At 73.4% G+C, this 18,262-nt stretch carries 3 protein-coding genes (1 of these 3 only partly in view); all 3 read right to left on the reverse strand.

Going from position 1 to position 18,262, the window contains the following annotated elements; genetic code table 11:
- Tightly spaced (each overlapping or abutting the next), the 3 genes in view from OHS81_RS15840 to OHS81_RS15850 form a layout consistent with a single transcriptional unit that may run on beyond the window.
- On the reverse strand, nucleotides 1-17,332 hold the start of the coding sequence (locus OHS81_RS15840; protein ID WP_328385408.1) for a lonely Cys domain-containing protein. 45,212 nt of this gene lie to the left of the window's left edge; the window shows 17,332 of its 62,544 coding nt (coding positions 1-17,332); its start codon is at nucleotides 17,330-17,332; its stop codon lies off the left edge, out of view.
- Nucleotides 17,333-17,764, reverse strand: a complete 432-nt coding sequence (locus OHS81_RS15845; protein WP_328385409.1) for a hypothetical protein — start codon at nucleotides 17,762-17,764, stop codon at nucleotides 17,333-17,335. It lies immediately after the preceding gene.
- Nucleotides 17,761-18,228, reverse strand: coding sequence for a YbaB/EbfC family nucleoid-associated protein (locus tag OHS81_RS15850; protein WP_328385410.1), 468 nt, complete (start codon nucleotides 18,226-18,228; stop codon nucleotides 17,761-17,763). The genes OHS81_RS15845 and OHS81_RS15850 overlap by 4 nt, the downstream gene beginning before the upstream one ends.
- Nucleotides 18,229-18,262 lie beyond the last annotated feature (34 nt).

The following is an 18,262-nucleotide window of genomic DNA, read 5'->3' on the forward strand; positions in this document are numbered from 1 at the left end:
TCCGCGGCGGGTACGACTCGCCGTTCAGGATCCTGGCCCACGTACCGCCCTGACGGTTCTTCAGCAGCCGGTCCGGAGACAGCGCACCGTCCCGCTCCAGCCCGTGCGAGGCCAACTCGTCGAGGCTGCCCGGGTCACGGCCGGCCGCGATCGCCCGGGTGGCCGCCATACGGGCATCCCCGAACCGCGCCGCCGCATCCGCCGCGCCCAGGCGCAGGATCGTCGCCGCGAAGGCACCCCGGTCGGCCGCGCTGGTCATCCCGTCGGTGAGCCGTTGGGCCTTGACCCCCGCCCACAGCGTCCGGGACCACTCCCACTCCCCGACCGGCGCGCTGTCGTCCAGGTCCAGCACGTCCCTGATCACCGGCTCCGGGTCCGGGAGGGAGGCCAACTGCCCAAGGACCTCGATCATCTTCGGCAGTCCGAGCCAGTCCGTCAGCACCGGCCGCGCGCGCTCGTTCCACCGGTTCCCGGCGTCCTCCAGCAGTCGGCCGAAGTGCTCCTCGACGAGCGGCGGCACCGCGCCCGCCGCGCTGCTCCGGGCCGCCGGCGCCTGCCCGAACAGCTCTCGGTGCTTGTCGGCCAGCGCCTCGAACAGGTCGACGGTGAACAGCCGGGCGCCGGGCCGCCGCGGGTCGTTGAGTGCGGGATCGGCTGCCCGCATCAGCTCCAGCGCGCCCATGCCCCGCAGCAGCAACCGGGCCCGGTCGTGCCGCGGATCCGGTACCAGCCGCGCGTCCGGCAGCGGCAGCGCGTGCTCGTCGACGGCCAGGAACCGCCCGTTCATGTCCTTGAAGGGAGGGGCGATCCGCCGCAGCGCCCGCACCAGCCGCGTCGTCCGCGCCCGCACGTCGTCGGACGCCGGGCCGGTGCCCGGGTGCAGACCGGTGAGGCGCGCGCACTCGTCCAGTGCCTCGTTCTTCGGCAACGGCCGGAGGGCGACGATGCCGGTCTCGACGGTCACCCCCTTGCCCCGGGGGTCCGTGCCCGACCCGAGAACCGGCTGCTGGGGGTGCAGACCCAGCTGCGGGACCTCCGAGCCGACGCCGAGATAGCCCTCGCCCGGCAGCGCGAACACCGTCTGGCCCCGGCCGTCCGCCAGCAGTTCGAGTTCCGACATGTCCGCGAGCGGATCGGTGCCGCGTGCTTCGCGGCCGTAGACCGACCCGCTCATCTGGGGGCGGTGCCGCTCTCGCCCGGACGCCCCGAAGCAGTTCTGCGCCACGATGGGGTGCCGCCTGGAGCGGCCCAGCTGGTCGATCGCCGCGCTCATCCAGGCGACGGACTCCGCCCCGGAGGTGGTCCTCGTCCCGCTGGACGTGGGCAGGATCGTGCCGCCCCGTACCCCGTGGATGTCGAGGTAGACCGGCGACGGGAGATCGAACTCCACCCACGGCACCTGTCGCAGGTCCGCAGCGCGCACCTTGCGACCGAAGCGCATCAGGACGGACCACGAGAGCCCCGTCAGCAAGGTGTCCCGCACGCTGCGGCGCCAGCGCTCGGGCCCGGACATGGCGGTGTAGTCCATCGCCGCGACCACGCTGGGACGGCGGTCCGGACCGCCGAACGTGCGGAAGGCCAGCTCCCGGCTCCAGCGGGCCGCGACGCCCTCTCCCGCGGCCACCGCTGCCCGGGCGGTGACCGGATCCACCCGCAGCCAGTTCCCCCACGCGTCCTCGTGCTCCCTGGCGAACAGCGTGAGCATGAACGGATCCGAGGTGCCGCGAGGCTGCACCCACTTCGGGACGGTGTCGGTGCTCCAGGTCTCCCGCCCGTACTTGGCCGCCAGCCCGTTCGGCAGCACGAGGCCCCGCTCGCGGATCCGGCCCATCGTCAGCAGGAAGTCGGCATCCGCCGGGACCTGCCCGAGATCCGGGTCGAACGCCGGCAGCTCGACGAAAACCCGGTGCGGTACGCGCCGCCAGAAATCGCCCCGCCCGGCGATCCTCATCTCCGTCGGGCTGCTCGGCGCGGAGTACACGTACGGCTCGGGCTTGCCGTCCCTGAGCCACGCACTGCGGTCCACGTTCACGGAGGGCGTGCCGTTCCGGCCGACGATGACCGTCGCCGACTGCCCCAGGGTGAAGTCCTTGGGCATCTGCCCGGTCCAGTCCCAGCCCCGGGGGCGGTCGCCGGCGCCGGGCGCGAGGCGGAACTTCTCGTCGAACGCCCCGTTGCGCGCCAGGTATCCGGCGGAGAGCACGGCCAGGCTGTCCACCTTCAGTCCGCGGGCCTCCAGTGTCCCGGCGTTCCGGGCCAGGGCGAGCAGCTCCCTGCGCAGCTCGGGTGTCGGCTCTCCCTGCCCGAGCATCAGCACATGGCGGGTGAGCGCGGCGATGTCGAGCGGTCCGCTCGCCGGCTCCAGCTCCGGCTCCAGCTGCCGCAACCCGTCCAACCGGGCCAGCGCCGCCCACTCTTCGGAGCCCCGGCCCTTGCCCTGCCCGGCGTACAGCTCGTCGAGGATCTCCTGGTAGCGCTCCTCGACCGCCTGCGCCTCCTGCGGGCTGTCCAGCTCCATCGGCGAACCGTGGGACGCGGAGCCGGCCGACGGCGCCGGGGCGCCGGACCGCGGGGCGTGGGTCACCACCCTCGGCCGGTCGGCCAGGGCGGCGTCCCGCCTTCTGCGTGACGCCCTCCGGTCCTCTCCCCGCCCGCTGTTGGCGTCCCGCATCGTGTCCGCCACCGGCAGGATCGGGATGCGCGGCGTGGGCCTGGCGGGCGGGGGCGCCGTCGGCGCCGCACCGCCGTAGCCGCGCCCCGTGGGCCGGTCCACCAGCGCCTGCCCGGTGGAGCCGGACTCCGCGAAAGGTTCCAGCACGTCCGGCTCCACCTGGCCCGAAGCGCCGACGATCACCGCCCGCCCGGCCAGCGGCGGCAGCTCCAGCGGTGAGCGCCCCTGCCCCTGCCGCCACAGCAGCTCCGCCGGCGGCTGCCCCTCCTGCGTCGCCGAGAGCCGGCCGTCCGGCTCACCCGTCAGGTTGATCCATGCCACCTGGTCGTCCGCCAGGAGGTACGCCGCCCACGCGTGGCCCGGCCGGCCCGCCCGCAGCTGTCCGCCGTCCTGCCGCCGCCCCAGCACGAGCGCCAGCGACCCCGCACCGGACCTGCGGAGTCCACGCTCCACCTGCGCCCACGACTCCACCGAACCCCAGCCCGGCCCCGCCGCGAGCGCGTGCTCGGTCGTCGTCCGGCCCACCACCAGGTCGTCCAGCGCGAGCGCCGCCCGCGCCCCGCCCGCGAGCACCCCGGAGCCGGGGAACACCGCGGCGGCCAGGCCCCGCACCAACGCCGCGCACTCGCCCAGCCGCGGCTCACCCACCGGGCCCCGGTCGGCGACCGCGTCCACCCGGGCGGTCAGCTCGGCGCGGGTGAGCACCCCGCCGGGCGCGGGCCCGGCGGCCGGCGAGTCGGCCGCCGAGCCGTCGCGCGGCCCGCGGCGCGCGGACGAGGCGGAAGCCGCCGGCCGGCCGCCGGGGGCGGCCTGTTCCTTGCCCGTGTGGGCGGATTCCCTGCCCGCGTGGTCGAACGCGTGCCAGGTGCCCTCCGGTGCTTGCGAGTGGCCGTCCTCCGGATACACGGCGATCGTGTAGACGCCGCTGTCCTCGTCGAAGTGGAGCGCGACCGGATGGTCGGAGCCCCACGTCCCACCGGTCGTGCCGAGGGCGGCCTGGGCCGCCAGACCCTTCGGCTGCCCGGCGCGGTCGACCACCAGGATCCGGACGTCGTCGGAGCCCGCGGAAGGGTCGTGGTGGAGCAAGTCGGCGAAGGGGCCGGGGGGCGCGAAGTCCTCGCCCGCGGCATACACGAACACGTCCCGCGACAGCACGTCCTCGCCGCTCTTCTTCCACGGAGCGGTCTCCGTGGCGTACGGCTGGAAGGAGCCGTCCTTGCGTTCCATCAGCGTGACGACGCCGCGTTTGAAGGTTCCGCGCGGGGGATTCTTGCGGTCGGGTTGCCGGCCCCACATCCGACCGCCGCGGCTCCGGAGCAGCCGGTCGGCGGACAGCGCTCCCTCCAGCTCCAGGCCGTGCGAGGCCAGCGAGTCCAGGCGCCCGATATCACGGCCGGCGGCCACCGCCTTGACGACCGCCGTACGGGCCTGGCCGAACAGCTTCGGATCGTGCTGGTCGTGCTCGTCCAGGCGCAGAATCCTGGCGGTGAACGCGCTCTTTTCGGCGTCGCTGCGGATCCGGCTCGTGAGCTGCTCGGTCCAGATCCCCGCCCACAGCGCCCGGGACCAGTCCGCTGCCCCGACCTCCTCGGCGCCCGTCAGGCCCAGTGCGTCCCGGACCAGTCGCTCGGGATTCTCCACAGCGGCCAGCGTCCGCACCGCGTCGGTCACCTGTGGCAGCGGCAGCCAATTGGTGAGCCGAAGCGTCTCGGCCGCCGGCCCCACCTTGGCCGCGTCCATCAGCAGACGAAGGAAGCTCTCCCGAGTGACCGGCGGCAGCCCGAGCGCGAGGGTGGCCTGAGCGAGAGACGCCTGAACGCGAAGAGCGTGCTCCCACGCCAGCGTTCCGAACAGCTCGACGGTGAAATGACCGACGGCCGGGTGAGCCAGCGCCGGATCGGCCTGGCGCATCCGGTCCAGCGCGGCCACGCCCTGCAGCAGCTGTCGGCTCTCCTCGCCCACCGGGTCGCGCCGGTCCCGGAGCAGCCGCGCGTGCTCGTCCACGGCACGCAGCACCCCGTCCGCGTCCGTGAAGGGGGGGAAGACGTCTCGCAGCAGCATCACCAGGCGCAGCGTCCGCTCGCGCACCGTCTCGTCCGCCTGCCCCGGCCTGGTGTGCAGACCGGCGATGCGCGCGATCTCGTCGAGCGCCACCCGCGTCGGCCTCGGCCTGGCCGTGTGCACCGCGTTCTCCGGGGTCACTCCCTGGCCCCGCGCGTCCGGGTACGCCTGGAAGACGGCCTCCCCGGCGCCCGCGCCGGGGATGTCGTTCTCCAACCGGGAGACGCCGCTCACGTAGTAGCCGAGGGAGTACACGGTCGTGCCGGGGACGTCCGCCATGTGCTGGATCTCCGGCACGTCCACGAGCGGATCGGCCCCGCGCGGCTCCTGCCCGAGGAGACCGGGCTCCGTCGTACCGCGGCGCGTCCTCGTACTGGGCATCGCACCGAAGCACTGGCTCTTGAAGACGGAGTAGTCCCCGGACGGCCCGGTCAGCGCCAGCAGGGCCTGGACCATCCGGCCGGACCTGCGCCCGGAGGTGCGCATCTGCCCGTGCGGGGTGTGCCAGATGGTGAAGCCGGGCCTACCGTGGTTGTCCGCGAAGAGGGGAGCCGGCTGCTCCAGCTGCACCCAGGGCAGCTGAAGCGCTTCCCACCGGCTCTCGTCAGGGTCCTCGATGACGTACGACCGGGCGGGGCGGCCGAAGGTGAACTCGGCGAAGAACGCGGTGGACCACCAGCCCTCGTCCGCCTGTTCGGAGAAGTCGTCCGACGAGTAGCCCTGGAGGCGGTGGTCCGCGCCGATGACCGGCCAGAAGATCACCTTCCGGCTCCAGTGGGCGGCGTCGCCCAGCCCCAACTCGGCCACGGTGCGCACGGTGTCCGGATCCCGCCGCAGCCAGCCGCCCCGGGGTCCCCGGTCCTCCGGGGCCGTGAGTGTCAGCACGGGCCGGATCTGGGCCGGGTCGGAGTCGGGCACATCCCAACCCGGCTTGCCGCTGGTGGACCACACCGTGCGGTCGAGCCCGGTGACGAGCCCGTCGGCCGCGTGGATGCCCTGCGCGCTGATCTGCGGCACCACCAGCAGAACGTGCGCGTCCTTCGGAACCCGGGCCAGGTCCGGGTCGAGGGCCACCGCTTTGCTGAGCACCTCGAACGGCCACTGCCGCATGCGCCCGGCATAGCCCGGCAGCGAGACCTCCTCCGCGTCGCCGTCAGCGGAGTACAGGTGCGGCGGCACGTCGCCGTTCATCCAGGGAGCGGGGGAGAGCACCTCCTCGCGTGTCCCGTCCGCCCGCTCGACGACATCCAGTGCCCGGCTCGGATCCATGTCGGCCGGCACGTCCGCCGTGCCCCAGCACCAGCCCCGGGGACGGCCCTGGCCGTCGGGCGAAAGGCGGTACCGGTCGGCGAACAGCCCGTCCCCATGGGTCCACAGGTGGTGGACCGACAGCTCCGTCCAGGACGTCGCCTCGGGCCGCTCCACCGCCAGCCGCACCAGTTCCTTGAGCCCGGCGTCCGACTCCTCGAACGCCTCGCCGTCCTCGAGGTGCATCACATGGCGGGCGATCTCCTCCATGTCGTCCAGGTCGAGCGGGCCGTTCTGCGCATTCGGAACCGCGTCGGAGCTAGGGTCCGAGCCGTAGTCCGAGTCGGAGTCCGGGTCGAAGTCCGAGTCCGGGTCCGGTTCGGAATCCGCGTTCGGGTCCGGGATCGGGTCCGTACGGTACAGCCGGGCCAGCCGGGCCAGCGCCTCCGCGCGCTCCCGCCAGGAAGCCTCCCCCTGCGCGTCCCGCGGGCCGTAGAGGTGCTCCAGAAGGTCCTCGCTGACCGGCTCGGGCGACCCCTGGCCCGCCGATCCGAACAGGGACCGGGGCGAACCCGCGGACACCGGGCCCGGCGTCCGCGGGGAACGGACCGGCTCCTGGATCCGGCCGCTGCGCCGGCCGCGGGGCACCTTTGGCCCGGAGGCCGCCCCCTGCCGGGAGCTGCCGGGCCGGTCCCCCACCTCCGACACCGGGCGCGTGAACACCGGCCTCGGCGGCCGGGCGGCGTTCGTCCGTACCGACGCCGTCGCCTCCGGCTCGGCGCCCAGCGCCTGCGACGGCGATGCGGCACCCGGGCCGGCGGACGGCACGCCGCGCCGCGCCCTGGTGGCGGAGGACCGGCCGGGCCGGTACGCGCGCGGCGGCGACGAGGCGATGTGCGCGTCGGAGGAGGCCGAGGACGCGCTGGAGGCCCCCGCGATCTCGTCCTGGACGTCCTGGTAGGGCAGGTAGCCCCACACGTCGTCCGGAACCGTGGAGCTGCCCTCCTCCGGGTAGACGGCGAGGGTGACGATGCCCCGTGCGTCGCGGTACGGCTTCACCGGGTGCGTGCAGGCGTGCCAGTCCAAGGACGTGTGCAGGGCGACCTGCGCCGGAAGACTGTCCACGTCGAGGTCGTCGCCCGACGGCATGGCCCGGCCGATGGCCAGGATTCCCTCGGACGGCGGGTTCTGCGTGCGCAGCACGGGGTCACGGGAGACGAGATCGGCGAACGCGCCGGTCGGTGCGTAGCCCTCGTCCGCGACATACATGAACGGCACCGGGTAGTCCGGGTCGTCCTCGTCATGCCACGGGGCGAAAATCCGCCGGTCCGGCATGAACGAGCCATCGGGCAACCGCTTCATCAGCGTGATGACCCGGTGGTCGAAGGTCCCGTCCACGAGATTCCCGGTGAAGTCCCTGACCCACGCATCACCGTTCCAGTTGGCCCGCAACGCGTCCGAGGACAGCACGCCCGCCAGCTCCAGGCCGTGCGAGGCCAGCGCGTCGAGGTCGCCCGGGTCACGGCCGGCGGCGATCGCCCGGACCGCCGCGAGATGAGCCTTCGGGAACAGTCCGGAGTCCGGCTGGTCCAGGCGCAGGACCGCCGCCGCGAACTCCCCCTTGGCCGCCGCGCCGGCGTCCCAGCCGACGATCCGCGCGGCCTTGACCTCCGCCCACAGCAGACGCGACCACTCCCGCTCCCGCACCGGCGCGTCATCCGGCAGCCCCAACGCCTCCCGCGCCAGAGCCTGCGGGTCGCTCGCGCGCCCCAGCATCTCCAGCGCCCCGGACACCTCCGGCAACGCGATCCACTGGGTCAGCCCCAGCCCCGGCTGCGCGGCCCGTGCACTGACCGCGTCCTCCAGCAGACGGGCGAAACTCCGCTGCCGGTCCGCCGACGACAGCGCCACCGCACCGCCGGGCTGCCCACTCGAAGCCCGGTGCTTCTCCCCCAGCAGCCCCAGCAGATCCGTGGTGAACAGCGGGGCGCCGGGGCGTCCCAGCCGGGCGTCCTGCTGCCGCATCAGCTCCAGCGCGCCGATGCCCTGGACCAGCACCCGGCTCAGCTCTCCCCGGGGGTCGTCGGGGTCCCGGAGCAGCAGCGCGTGCTCGTCCACAGAACGGTAGTTTCCGTTCCGGTCCTTGAAGGGCTGGAAGAACCTGCGCAGCACCCGCACCAGAAGCAGGGTCCGCTCCCTGACCTCCTCGGTCGCCGGTCCGGAGTCCTGGTGCAGACCCGCGCCGCGCGCGAGCATGTCGAGCGACTCGGACTGTGGCCTCGGCGGGACGGCGACCCACGCGTCCTCCGGGGTCACGTCCCGCGACCCCAGGTCGGCAATGACCTCGAACTCGCCCTCGTCGACGCCGGCCTCCGGCGTGGACTTGACGAGGGAGGCGGTGGCGGTCACGTGTGCGAGCACCATCTTGCGGAGTGCGTCCGCCACGTGGTCCGCCTCGGACAGGTCCACCACCGGATCGGCCCCGCGCGACTCCGTGTCGTAGACCGAGTCATCGCCCCCCTGGAGGGTGCCGGGCTCCCTGGACAACGCGCCGTAGCACTGGTCCATCACGAAGGGGTGGTTGTCGGGCAGCCCGGTCAGCGCCACCAGGGCGGCGATCCTGCGGCCGGACTCCGGCCCGGTGGTGGCCTCATCCCCGTGCGGGGTGGACCAGACGGTGGAGCCGGCCACCCCGTGGCCGACCCCGAAGACGGGAGACGGCAGGTTCTGCGCGACCCACGGCACCGGGCGTGCCGGCGACCGCTCGCCTTCGCCGCGGCGGACGACGTACGTCTCGACCGGCGTACCGGCGGTGAACAGGGCATAGAACGAGGTGACCTTCCAGCCCCCGTCCTCCTCCTCGGCGAAGTCCATCGAGATGTAGCCGGTGAGGCGGTGATCGGAGCCGATGACGGGCCAGTAGGACAGGCGCCGGCTCCAGTAGGCCGCGTCGCCCAGGCCCCGGGCGGCGGCGGCGCGTACGGTCTCCGGGTCCCGCCGCAGCCAGCCGCCCAGGGCGTCCTGCTCCTCCCGCGCGGTGATCGCGAGCACGGAGCGGTCCGGGTCCCCGGCCGGCCGCGTCCACTCCAGCCTGCCGCTGGTGGACAGCACATTGATGCCGTACTTGGCCACGAGCCCGTCGGCGAGGTGGATCCCCCGGGAGCTGACCGCGGACATCGCCAGGAGGCGGTCCGTACCCTCCGGGACCCGGGCGGCGTCCGGGTCGAACGCGGGCAGCTCGATGAATACCTCGAACGGCACGCGCCGCATCCGGCCGCCGTAGCCCGGCAGCAGGATCCAGGACGCGCCACTGGACGCGGAGTAGAGATACGCGGGCCCCCACGGGGCGGGGGTCAGCTTCTCCAGAAGCGTCCCGCTCTCCCGCTCGATGACCTGCGCCGCGACGCCGAGATCGGCATCGGCCGGCACACCCTCCGGGTTCCAGTTCCAGCCCCCGGGTCGGCCCTGCGCGCCGGCCGGAAGACGGTACCGGCCGGCGAACAGACCCTCCCCGAAAGACGCCAGATGGTAGGCCGACAGCTCCGCGAGGCTCCGCGCCTGCGGACGCTGCACCGCCACCCGCAGCAGCTCGGAGATCGACTCGTTCGTCAGCTGCTCCTCCCCATCGAGGTGCAGCACGCCGCGGGTCAGCTTCGGCAGATCGAACCGGCCCCGTGCCAGGTCGGGGTGCTGCTTGCGCAACCCGTCCAACCGCTCCAGCAGCCCGTCCAGCGCCCCGTCCTGGGCCGCCGCAACCGGGTCCAACGACGCGAACAGCCGCTCCAAGGCGTCCAGCTGGGCCTGCGGAACAAGCTGCCCCTGCTCGTCCTCGGAACTGTCCAGGGACATGTCCGAGCCACCGGACTCCGACGTGACGGGGGACATCGGCACCGGACCGGGCCGCCCGGAGCGGGGCCGCGAGGGGAGGACCCTCTCCCCGGGCCGGGCGCCCCGCCGGCCGGGGCCTGCCGGTGCCCCGGAGGCCGCCCCCGACGTGCGGGAGGTACCGGGCCGGTCCCCCACCTCCGACACCGGGCGCGTGAACACCGGCCTCGGCGGCCGGGCGGCGGGGGCCGACTCGACCATTCGCCGCGCCCCGGTGGCGGAGGACCGGCCGGACCGACGGGCATGAGGGGATGCCGAGTCGAGGAGCGCGTCGGCGGAGGTTGCTGCCGTGCCGGAGGCAGCCGCGAGCTCCTCCCGGACACCCTCGTAGGGCACATAGCCCCAGATGTCTTCCGGAACCCGCGCGCTGTGCTCCTCCGGATACACGGCGACGGTGAAGGTGCCGTCCTCGCCCCGGTACAACGTCACCGGGTGCGTGCAGGCGTACCAGTCCTTGGACGTGTGGAGGGCGACCTGCGCCGGAAGGCTGTCCACCTCGAGGTCGTCGCCCGGCGGCATGGCCCGGCCGACTACCAGGATGCCCGGGGTTCCCTTGTCCAGCTCCCGCAACACCGGGTCGCGGGAGGTGAGATCGGCGAACGCGCCGGTCGGTGCGTAGCCCTCTTCCGCGGCATACACGAACGGAACCGGGTTGTCCGGATCGTCCTCGTCGTACCAGGGGGCGGGGACCTGCCGGTCCGGCACGATCGCACCATCGGGCAACCGCTTCATGAGCGTGATGACCGTGTGGTCGAAGTCCCCGTCCTCGAACTCCCCGGTGAAGTCCCTGGCCCACAGGTTGTCGTCGGAGTCGGAGAGCAGCGCGTCCGAGGACAGCACGTCCGCCAGCTCCAGGCCGTGCGAGGCCAGCGCGTCGGGGTCGCCCGGGTCGCGGCCGGCGGCGATCGCCCGGACCGCCGCGAGATGAGCCTTCGGGAACAGTCCGGAGTCCGGCTGGTCCAGGCGCAGGACCGCCGCCGCGAACTCCCCCTTGGCCGCCGCGCCGGCGTCCCAGCCGACGATCCGCGCGGCCTTGACCTCCGCCCACAGCAGACGCGACCACTCCCGCTCCCGCACCGGCGCGTCATCCGGCAGCCCCAACGCCTCCCGCGCCAGAGCCTGCGGGTCGCTCGCGCGCCCCACCATCTGCAGCGCCCCGGACACCTCCGGCAACGCGATCCACTCGCTCAGGCCACGTTCCGGCTGCTCGACCCATGCCCTGACCGCATCCTCCAGCAGTCGGACGAAACTCCGCTGCCGGTCCGCCGGCGACAGCGCCACCGCACCGCCGGGCTGCCCGCTCGAAGCCCGGTGCTTCTCCCCCAGCAGCTCCAGCAGATCCATGGTGAAGAGCGGGGCATTCGGCCGGTTCAGCTGGACGTCCCGCTGCCGCATCAGCTCCAGCGCGCCGATGCCCCGCAGCAGCACCCGGCACCTCTTCCCCCTCGGGTCGTCGGGGTCCCGCAGCTGCAGCGCATGCTCGTCCACGGAACGGAAGTTCCCGTTCCGGTCCTTGAAAGGCTGGAAGACCCGGCGCAGCGCCATCACCAGAAGCAGGGTCCGCGCCCGGACCTCGTCGGACGCCGGTCCGGAGCCCTGGTGCAGACCCGCGCCGCGCGCGAGCACGTCGAGCCACTCGGCCTTCGGCCGCGGCCGGTCGACGGCCCACGCGTCCTCCGGGGTGATCTCCTTGAACCGCTGGTCGGGCCGCACCTCGAACACGCCCTCGTCCGCACCGATCCCCGGCATGGACACGCGCGTGACGCCGACGGTGGCGAGGTAGCGGAAGGGGAACACCGTTTTGCCGAGGTCGTCCGCCCGGTACTGGCTCTCCGACAGGTCCACCAGCGGATCGGCCCCGCGCGGATCGGTGTCGTGGACCGAGCCGCCTTCCTCCCAGGGGCTTCCCCCCTCCCTGGGCGTGGCGCCGTAGCACTGGTCCATCACGAAGGGGTGGTCATCGGACAGCCCGGTCAGCGCCACCAGGGCAGCGGTCCTCCGGGCGCCCTCCCGCCCGGAGGTGGTCTCCGTCCCGTGCGGGGTGTACCAGGCGGTGGCGCCCACTTCACCGTGGTTGACCCCGAAGACCGGAGACGGCAGGTCCTGCGCGACCCAGGGCACCGGGCGCGCTGCCAGCCGCTCGGCATCGGGGTAGCGGATGACGTACTTCTCGACCGGCGTACCGGCGGTGAACCGGGCGTAGAACGAGGTGACCTTCCAGCCCCCGTCGCCCTCCTCGGCGAAGTCCATCGAGATGTAGCCGGTGAGGCGGTGATCGGAGCCGATGACGGGCCAGTAGGACAGGCGCCGGCTCCAGTAGGCCGCGTCGCCCAGGCCCCGGGCGGCGGCGGCGCTCACCGTCTGCGGATCGCGCCGCAGCCAGCCGCCCAGGGGGTCTCGCTGCTCTCGCGCGGTGATCGCCAGCACGGAGCGGTCCGGGTCCCCGGCCGGCCGCGTCCACTCCAGCCTGCCGCTGGTGGACAGCACGTTCATGCCGTACTTGGCCACGAGCCCGTCGGCGAGGTGGATCCCCCGGGAGCTGACCGCGGACATCGCCAGCAGGAGGTCCGTACCCTCCGGGACCCGGGCGGCGTCCGGGTCGAACGCGGGCAGCTCGATGAACACCTCGAACGGCACACGCCGCATCCGGCCGCCGAAGCCCGGCAACGCGACCCAGGACGCGCTGCTGGACGCGGAGTAGAGATACGCGGGCCCCCACGGAGTGGCGACCAGCTTCTCGTCGCGCGTCCCGTCCTCCCGCTCGATGACCTGCGCCGCGACGCCGAGATCGGCATCGGCCGGCACACCCTCCGGGTTCCAGTTCCACCCTCCAGGACGGCCCTGCGCGCCGGCCGGAAGACGGTACCGGCCGGCGAACAGACCCTCCCCGAAAGACGACAAGTGGTAGGCCGACAGCTCCGCGAGGCTCTGCGCCTGCGGGCGCCCCGCCGCCACCCGCAGCAGCTCGGAGATCGACTCGTTCGTCAGCTGCTCCTCCCCATCGAGGTGCAGCACGCCGCGGGTCAGCTTCGCCAGATCGAACCGGCTCCGCGCCAGGCCCGGGTGCGCCCTGCGCAACCCGTCCAACCGCTCCAACAGCCCGTCCAGCGCCCCGTCCTGAGCCGCCGCGACCGGGTCCAACGACGCGAACAAGCGCTCCATGGCGCGCAGCTGAGGCTCCGGAACAAGCTGCCCCTGCTCGTCCTCGGAGCTGTCCAGGGACATGTCCGAGCCACCGGACTCCGACGTGACGGGGGAGGTCGGCACCGGACCGGGCCGCGACGCGTGGGGCCGTGAGGAGAGGATCCTCTCCTCGGGCCGGGCGCCCCGCCGGCCGGGGCCTGCCGGTGCCCCGGAGGCCGCCCCCGGCGTGCGGGAGCTGCCGGGCCGGTCCCCCACCTCCGACACCGGCCGGGTGAACACCGGCCTCGACGGCAGGGCGGCGGGGGCCGACTCGGTTGCCCGGAGCGGAGGGAGGCCGGGGTTCAGGTCGGCGTCGGTCGCGAGCGGTTCGTCCGGCTGCACCGACCCGTCCGGGGTGGTCGACTGCAACGGATGCAGTGCGTCAAGCGCATCGCTGCCCTCGTAGTGCTCCTCCCCCGCCGGAACCCAGCGGGTGGTGGTGACGCCGTCCTCGGTGCCGGCCCGCTGCTCGTAGGACGTGCTGTGGAACAGCTCGATGGTGCGGGTAGCGTCCGCCGGGCCGACGGGCTGGTGTATCCGGAAGTCGAGCGGCCCGGCCTCGCCGTACCGGCCGGCCCGGAAGACGTCGACGCGTACGTCGAGGACGTGTGCCAGCAGCGGCAGGAACGCCTCGCCCTCGGCGGAGTTCCAGTGGTCCGCCCAGTCGAGGACCGCGGCGGTGAGGGCGGTCAGCTCCTCGTCGCTGAGCGGCTCGTGGCGGAGCAGCAGGTCGGCCAGTTCGCCGCGCAGCCCCCCGTCGGTCGCGAAGCGGCCCTCCGCCGGCAGCTGGACGTCGAGTTCGCCCAGCCTGGTGACCAGTTCCGCCAGGTCCATCGCGGCGGCGCGGGCCGCGAACGAGTCGTCCCCGAGGTTGCTGAGGCGGTACTGCCACAGTGCCTCGGTGGCGCCCCGGCCGCGGCGCGTCAGCAGCTCGTCCGCGACCAGCCCGCGGGCGGCGGCGAGCACGGCGGCGTGCGGGGTGTCCGCCAGTGCGTCGGCGGGTCCGGCCAGATCGCGCCGGACCCGGGCCGGGTCGGACAGCCACGCGTGGGCGTCCGGGTCGCGCTCGGCCAGGCCCGGAAGGCGGTCGCGCAGCAGCGTCGGGTCGCTCGCCAGAACGGCGGACAGCAGACCGTTGCCGTCCTGCGGCACCGACTGCCGGGCGCCCCGGGGGCGGGGCGGGAGAGCGATCGCCTCGCCGGTGGCCTCCTCGTTGACGCTCTCCTCGTCGTCCTCGCGCCGCCCCGCCGCGGCGGGGGCGGGGAGCGCCGCAGTCGTGACGTCGCGGTCGGGTGAAGCGGGGGCGGCGTCGTCCGCCAGGTCGCTGGACGTGGTGACGGTGGCGGTGGCCGTGGCGGTCGGCGGAAGCGGGGTTGCGGGGTCCGGGGAACCGGAGCCGGTGGACGTGGTGGCCGCGCGCCCGAGGGGCGGCAGGCCCAGCTCGCTGCGGGCCTCGTCGGCGCGCGCGACGCCGGACTCCGCGTCCGGTCCGTGGGTCAGCAGGTGGCCGGCGACCTTCCGTACCGCGCCGCGGAAGCCGGCGCCCGCGAACCGGGAGTCGGCCGACGCCGGGTGCGGACCGGGCGGCAGCACCAGCGAGAGGGCCATGTCCCAGGCGCGGGCGACGTCCTGGGGCGCGGTGCTCCCGGGGGCCGTGCCGGCGAAGTCCTGGTACGCCGACTCCCAGATCCGGCGGGACGCCTGTGCCGCGACGGTGTCGAGCCGGTCCGGCCAGGGGCCGGGCCGCACCATGAGCAGCCGCGCCTGGTCCAGCGGCGTGAGCCCGCTGTCGCGCACGGGCAGCTTGCCCTCGTTCAGCTCGGCGGCGGTGCGCTGAGCGAGGTCCGGGGTGAAGCCCGCCGCCTTCAGCTCGGCGACGCCCACCATCTCGTCCGGACCGAACGGCGCGGGGCCGTCGGCCAGGTCGGGGGCCACCAACTGCTCCGCTATCCAGCGGCGTTGGGCGTCGTCACGCTGGACGCGGGGCACCTGGCCGGCGGGGGTCCCCGTGCCAGGCGTGGTGCCAGGTGCGGTGCCCGGCACGGTGCCAGGTGTGGTGCCGGCGCCCGGTGTGCCGGTGGTCTGGGTGGACATGGGCACCGGGGGCGTGGGGGCACCCTGTTCGTCGCGCTGCCCGGGGGCGGAGGCCGGGGTGCGGCGCGACGTCGCCTCGTTGTCCGGGTCCGTGTCCGGGTCCGTGTCCGTCCGTGCGTCCGGGTCCGCCTGCGGATCCCCGGCCGTCACCGCGTCCGGACGGGAAGCGGCGTCCGGCTGCGACGTCTCGGAGCCCGTCGCCCCGGACACATCCCGGGCGCCGGGGCCGCGGGTCCCCTGACCGCCGGGCTGCTGGCTCCCCTGGTGCTGGCCCGACGGCTGCTGGCCCGACGGCTGCTGGCCACCGGGCGTGCCCGGCGTCTGCGGGGTGGACGAGGCAGGGGGCGGGCCGCTCATCTCCGGGTTGAGCGCCGGGTCCGCGTTGAGCACCGGGTCCGCGTTGAGCACCGGGTCCGGGCTGGAGGCGGTGGGCTGGCCTGCCGGGCCCGCGACGGACCCCGGCAGCCCGCCACCCGGCATCGGGGGCGTGCCGACCGTGCCCGGCCGGACGCCGGAACCCGGCCCCAGGAGACCCTTGTCGGTCGTCATGCCCGTGGTGCCGGGGTCGGCGTCGGGGGTGGGCAGCGGACCGCCGTCGGTGCCCTCGTCGTCCGGCATCGGGTTGAGGGCGTCGTCCGGGGCGAGCCCGTCGCCGTAGCCCGGGGTGCCGTCGAAGCCCTTGGTGAGGGACGTGTTGAGGTTCGACACCTGCGGGAGGTTGCCCGTGGACGACCCGAGGCCGCCGGTGGGGTTCGCTCCGGGCATCCGCGCGGGCGGGATCTCGGAGACGGTGGAGCCGGAGTCGGACTCGTTGCCGGACTCGTAGCCGGAGTCGTAGTCGAGGTCCGAGGAAACGGTGGTGGGCGGCGTCGAGGACGGGGTGGTGCCCGTGCCGGGGGTCGGCGTCGGTCCGGTGAGGGGGTTGTTCCCCGTCACGGGCGGCGGCGGGGCGAGCGGCCCGGGGGGAGACGTGACCGGGGGCGTGTCGGACCCGGTGGCGGGGCCGTTGCCCGTGTTCACGTCTCCTCCGGAGCCGCCCGACCCGCTGGAGGAGCGGTTCGAACTGCCCGGGAAGTAGGCCTTGTTGATGTACTTGGTGAGGAGGTTCCCGTCCGGGTAAATCTTGGTGTGCAACCAGTGGCCGGGGGCGGTGAGCCCGGTTTGGATGCCCTCGTGGGCCAGGCTGCTGACCCCGGGGCCCACGAAGTTGTTCCAGCCCCAATCCGCCTGGCCGTAAACCGCCTGCATGACGGCCGCCCCGCCCAGTCCTTCGCCGGCCCCGTGGGCCACGATCGTCACGGGGACGTGCCAGATGACGTTCGCGACCGGGTCGGGCTTCTTGAAGACGCGCGCGAGGTCCGGGTTGTCGAAGATCTTCTTCTTGTTGAGCTGGTTCTTGTCGACGGGCGGGAATTTGTTCTTGTCGAACTTGAAGAACAGGTCCGTGTCGAAGTTCTTCTTGAAGATTTTCGAGATGTGGTTCTTGAGGATGTTGCTGATCTTCGTGAACAGATGGGTGAAGCCCCCGGCCGCGAGCCCCATCAGGCCGCTCACCCCGACGTTCTTCCAGTCGACCCCGTCCGGACGCCACTCGGGCGGGTTGATCGTCAACTGGGCCAGGTTGACCGCCAGGGACTGCAGCATCTCCTCGAACATCTCGAAGATGCTCGGCCCCAGCGGCAGGTAACTCAGCAGCCGGTGCAGCGACATCAGGATGTTGAACGCCGCCCGGATCTTGGCCATCGTCGCCTGGAACAGCGACGCGCCACCCGTGAAGGGCGCCAGCGCCACGGATATCGCGATCTCGATGAGCATGGTGGCCAGCTCGGCCCAGATCTCCCATATCGACGCCTGGAGTTTCTGCGACTGGGTGTTCCGCTGGTCGCCCATCGTCCGCAGATCACGCCGGTAGCTGTCGAAGACGTTCTTGCCCCCGACAGCACCCGTCAGCAGCCCGACGGCCGCCTCGAACGCCTCGGCGGCCTCCTCCGGGAACGCCTCCGCCACCCTGCTGATGGCGTCCTGCAACTCGGACTCCAGGGCAGTGAGCTTCTCCGACATCTCATCGAACATCGCCTCACTGGCGAAACCGAGCTCCGGGATACCGGACGGAGGAAACTCACCGATGAGCGTGAACATCCATCCGCGCTCCTCCTCCGTCCAGGCCGCGCCCTCGTACTTTTCGAGCATCTAGTGCTTACCGCCACCGGTGTGGTCGGAATCGCCGCTCTCGTAGCCGCTGTCGTCGCCGTCCGACTCGTCGCCGTTCAGCACCGACTCCGCCTTGGCCTTCGCGTCCTTGACGAGGTCGTCGGCGAACCCCTTGGCGCCGTCGATGCTGTCGGCGGTCGTCAGTGTGGCGCTGACCGCGCCGTGCATGGCGTCATCGATCCCCGAAGGCTCGGTGAGCGACTTGATCATCTTTTCCTGCTCGGGCTGGGTCTGCTCGTAGAAGCTGTCCGCCACGGCGCCCGGCCGGCCGTTCCACCCCTCGAAGTCCTTGTAACGGGCCCGCGTTTCTTCCCGGATCTGCTTCGGGCGCTCCGCCAAGCTCAGGAGATACTGCGCGGTTTCGCGCATCTTCTGGGGGTTGGCGTTGTAGCCACCACCGCCGCCGCTCATGCCCGGCCTCCCGGTGTCACGTCGGTGTCGTCCTCGATGATCTCGTCACGCAGCCGGGACCTGGACCGCCCGGCGCCGGTGCGCTGACCGCCGGAGAGGGCCGAACCGAAGATCTGCTCCCAGTCGATGCTGACGCCGCCGGCCTCCGGCGCGTGCGGATTGGGTCCGGTCAGCGGCGCGAACGTCTCCATGACGCGCTCGGCGACCCGCCTGCGCGCCTCGTCGGACGCCTCCAGCACCGAGGCCGCCAGCTGCGGGCCGGTCATGCCGCTGAACTTGTTGTCCGGGAACGTGAGTCCGGTCAGCTCGCCCTGCGGTCCGACGGTGACCTCCACCGAGCGGTCGCGTGAGCGCACCGTCTCCGAGGTGTTCCGCAGGTCCTCCCCGGCCCTGCCGATCGCCGCCCGGGTCTCCTCCAGATGGGCCCGCGCCTTGGCTATCCGCTCCGCCATGGATTCCGTCATCGTGTCCTCCCCATCCGCTCGTCGCGCATCGTCC

Source organism: Streptomyces sp. NBC_00400 (genome assembly GCF_036048035.1).
Lineage (GTDB): Bacteria > Actinomycetota > Actinomycetes > Streptomycetales > Streptomycetaceae > Streptomyces.